This window comes from Arthrobacter sp. TB 26 (assembly GCF_000427315.1).
Classification (GTDB): Bacteria; Actinomycetota; Actinomycetes; order Actinomycetales; family Micrococcaceae; genus Arthrobacter.
The window spans coordinates 1-3,949 of sequence record NZ_AUPJ01000161.1; the positions used below are offsets into that span (position 1 = coordinate 1).

A 3,949-nucleotide genomic window follows, 5' to 3' on the forward strand; every position below is an offset into this window, starting at 1 on the left:
CGGTGGAAATGTGCCCGAACTGGTCATCGGCGAAGCCGAGGGTCCGGACGGCAGCGGCTGAGTCGCCGCCCCCGACAACGGTGAATGCCCCGGTCTCGGTCAGCGCCTGGGCGATGGCCTTGGTGCCGGCGGCGAACGCCGGGAACTCGAACACACCCATGGGTCCGTTCCAGAACACCGTCCTGGCACCCTTGATCCGTTCCGCGAACGCGGCGGCGGATTCGGGTCCGATGTCCAGGCCGATGCCCTGGGCGCCGAAACTGCTGCCTTCAATCGCGTCGGCGCGCACCGTTTCATGCCCGGCGTCGGCGGCAAATTTGCTGGCCACGACGACGTCGGTGGGAACCACGAACTCGGTCCCGGCGGACGCCGCCCGCTTGAGGTAGTCCTGCACAACCGGGATCTGATCCTCTTCCAGCAGGCTGCCGGCCACCTTGTGGCCCGCAGCGGCGAGGAAGGTGAACAGCATGCCGCCGCCGACCAGGATGGTGTCTGCCTTGCCGATGAGGTTGTCGATCACGGCGAGCTTGTCCGAGACCTTGGAACCGCCCAGCACCACGACGTAGGGCCGCTGCGTGTCGGTGGTGAGCTTGCGCAGCACCTCGACCTCGGTGCGGACCAGGTCGCCCTGGTAGGACGGCAGCCGGGTGGCGACGTCGTACACGCTGGCGTGCTTGCGGTGCACGGCGCCGAAGGCATCGTCCACGAAGGCGCCGTTGGAACCGGTGAGGGCCACCAACTCATTGGCGAAGGTGCCGCGCTCGGCGTCGACCTTTGAGGTCTCACGGGCGTCGAAACGCACATTCTCGAGGACGAGGGCCTCACCGTCCTGCAGCGCCGCAGCCGTAGCCTGTGCGGAGTCGCCGACGGTGTCTTCCGCGAGGGAAACCTTGAACGGAGCAAGCTCGGCCAGCCGTGCGACGGCGGGCTTGAGCGAGTACTTGTCCTCGGGGGCGCCCTTGGGGCGGCCGAGGTGTGCTGTAACCAGCACGCGGGCACCGGCGTCCGTGAGCTTCGCCAGCACTGGCAGGGAGGCCTTGATGCGGCCGTCGTCAGTCACTGTAGAGCCGTCGAGCGGCACGTTCAGGTCACTTCTGACCAGAACGTACCGCCCGCGGACACCATCAGCGATCAGTTCGTTGAGGGTGTGGAATGTCATGAGTCTTACCCTAGCCCAGCTTGGCTGCGACAAGCTCCGTGAGGTCCACGAGGCGGTTGGAGTAGCCCCATTCGTTGTCATACCAGGAAACAACCTTGACCTGGTTGCCGATCACCTTGGTCAGGCCGGAGTCGAAGATGGAGGACGCCGGGTCGCCGACGATGTCCGAGGAGACAATCGGCTCGTCGGTGTAGGTCAGCAGCCCCTTGAGCTCTGCGGACTCGGAGGCGGCCTTCAGGGCGGCGTTGACTTCCTCGACAGTGGTTTCGCGGGAGACGGTGACGGTCAGGTCCGTGGCGGAGCCGGTGGGGACCGGCACGCGGATGGCGTAGCCGTCGAGCTTGCCCTTGAGTTCCGGGAGGACCAGGCCGATCGCCTTGGCCGCGCCCGTGGAGGTGGGGACCATGTTGATGGCGGCGGCACGGGCACGGCGGAGGTCCTTGTGCGGGCCGTCCTGCAGGTTCTGGTCCGCGGTGTAGGCGTGGATCGTGGTCATGAGGCCGCGCTCGATGCCAAAGGCATCGTTGACAACCTTGGCCAGCGGGCCGAGGCAGTTGGTGGTGCAGGAGGCGTTGGAGATGATGTGGTGCGCGGCGGGGTCGTAGAGCCCATCGTTGACGCCCATCACGATCGTGATGTCCTCGTCCGAGGCGGGTGCGGAGATCAGGACCTTCTTGGCGCCGGCGTCGATGTGCTTCTGCGCGTCGGCGGCCTTGGTGAAGAAACCGGTGGATTCGATCACGATGTCGACGCCGAGCTCGCCCCACGGCAGCTTGGCGGGATCGCGCTCGGCGAGGACCTTGACGGTCTTTCCGTCGACGACGATGTTGCCGTCCTTGACCTCGATCGATTCCTTCAGGCGGCCGCCCACGGAGTCGTACTTGAAGAGGTGGGCCAGTGCTTCCGGGCTGGTGAGGTCGTTCACGGCCACGATCTCGAGGTCCGCCCCCTGGGCGAGTGCGGCGCGGAAGTAGTTGCGGCCAATACGGCCAAAGCCGTTGATGCCAATACGGGTGGTCACGTTTTCAGTCTCCTTGGTGCTCTTGCAAGCACGACTAGTTGAGAAGGCGCTCAAGCCAACTAACAGATCCCGCACGCCATTGGGCAGAGATGATTAACAGATCGGAGGGCGACCAGCCACATTGCTGAAGGCTAACCGCCTTCCGTGACCTATCTTACGTTTAAGTTGGTCCGCCCCCGCAAGTGCGGGGGCGGACCGTCCACGATTTGAGCCGAACGGCCCGAATTGTGAACTTTGTTACAGGTGCGTGAACTGCGTCATGCAGGAACCGCGGTCGCGCTCTTAGAGCGTGATGAGACCGGTGGCGTTCTTGCGGGCAGCGTCAAAACGCTTGGCCACGTCGGCCCAGTTCACGATGTTCCAGAACGCCTTGACGTAGTCGGCCTTGACGTTGACGTAGTCCAGGTAGAACGCGTGCTCCCACATGTCCAGCATGAGCAGCGGGGTGGTGCCGAGCGCGACGTTGCCCTGCTGATCGTAGAGCTGCTCGATCACCAGGTTGCCGCCGATCGGCTCGTAGGCGAGGAAGCCCCAGCCGGAGCCCTGCAGGCCGAGCGCCGCAGCGGTGAACTGGGCGCGGAAGGCATCAAAGGAGCCGAAAGCGTCATCAATCGCGGCCGCGAGCTCACCCTCGGGCTTGTCGCCGCCGTCCGGGGAGAGGTTCTTCCAGAACACGGAGTGGTTGATGTGGCCGCCGGTGTGGAACGCAAGGTCCTTGGACAGGCGGTTGATGTTGGCGAAGTCGCCCTTGTCGCGTGCCTCGGCCAGCTGGGCCAGCGCATTGTTGGCGCCGGCAACGTAGGCGGCGTGGTGCTTGCTGTGGTGCAGCTCCATGATCTTCGCGGAGATGTGGGGCTCCAGCGCTGCGTAGTCGTAGTCCAGTTCGGGCAGTACGTACTCGGTCACAAAATCCTCCAATGTCGTGGACTGGTTGTCCGTTTGGTAACTCTCGGATTGTGCATCCGGATGTGTTGGCACCCGGAAGTCTCTGGATCGGAATCCAGTGGGCATAGCCTCCGGTCCCCCTGAGGTATTCCCGCTGGCCCGATCCGATTCTGCAGTTGTTTCTGGGGAGAGGCTACTCGTCGAGCATTTCCGGCGTCACATTGGCTTCCGTGCCGGGGATGCCGAGGTCCTGCGCGCGTTTGTCCGCCATGGCCAGCAGGCGGCGGATCCGGCCGGCGATGGCGTCCTTGGTCATGACGGGGTCCGCAAGACGCCCGAGCTCGTCGAGGCTGGCCTGTTTGTGCGCGACACGCAATTCGCCCGCGTATTTCAGGTGGTCCGGGACGTCGTCGCCCAGAATTTCCAGGGCACGGTCCACGCGGGCGCCAGCGGCGACGGCGGCCTGGGCCGAACGCCGCAGGTTGGCGTCGTCGAAATTGGCCAGCCGGTTGGCCGTGGCGCGGACTTCCTTGCGCATCCGCCGTTCCTCCCAGACCATCAGCGCATCGTGGGCGCCCATTCGGGTCAGCAGTGCGGCGATCGTGTCGCCGTCGCGGATGACCACGCGGTCCACTCCCCTGACCTCGCGGGCCTTGGCCTGGATGCCGAGCCTGCGGGCCGCGCCGACGAGGGCCAGGGCGGACTCGGGCCCGGGGCAGGTGACCTCCATGGCGGAGGACCGTCCGGGCTCCGTCAGGGAGCCATGGGCCAGGAAGGCGCCGCGCCAGACGGCTTCGGCGTCTGCAGCGGATCCGTTCACCACCACCGACGGCAGCCCGCGGACCGGGCGTCCCCGTGTATCCAGCAGTCCGGTCTGGCGGGCG

At 65.8% G+C, this 3,949-nt stretch carries 4 protein-coding genes; all 4 read right to left on the minus strand.

Annotated elements, in window-relative coordinates:
• Nucleotides 1–1,159: phosphoglycerate kinase (locus tag K789_RS0105450; protein WP_024365877.1), on the minus strand; the 1,159-nt coding region annotated here is incomplete at its 3' end.
• Nucleotides 1,160–1,169: 10 nt separating this feature from the next.
• A complete protein-coding gene (gene gap / locus K789_RS0105455) occupies nucleotides 1,170–2,180 on the minus strand; it encodes a type I glyceraldehyde-3-phosphate dehydrogenase (protein WP_024365878.1) in 1,011 nt (336 codons plus the stop codon).
• Between the two features lie 282 nt (nucleotides 2,181–2,462).
• On the minus strand, nucleotides 2,463–3,086 hold the full coding sequence (locus tag K789_RS0105460) for a superoxide dismutase (RefSeq protein WP_024365879.1): 624 nt from the start codon (nucleotides 3,084–3,086) through the stop codon (nucleotides 2,463–2,465).
• A gap of 172 nt (nucleotides 3,087–3,258) precedes the next feature.
• Nucleotides 3,259–3,949: DNA-binding protein WhiA (gene whiA / locus K789_RS0105465; RefSeq protein WP_024365880.1), on the minus strand; the 691-nt coding region annotated here is incomplete at its 5' end.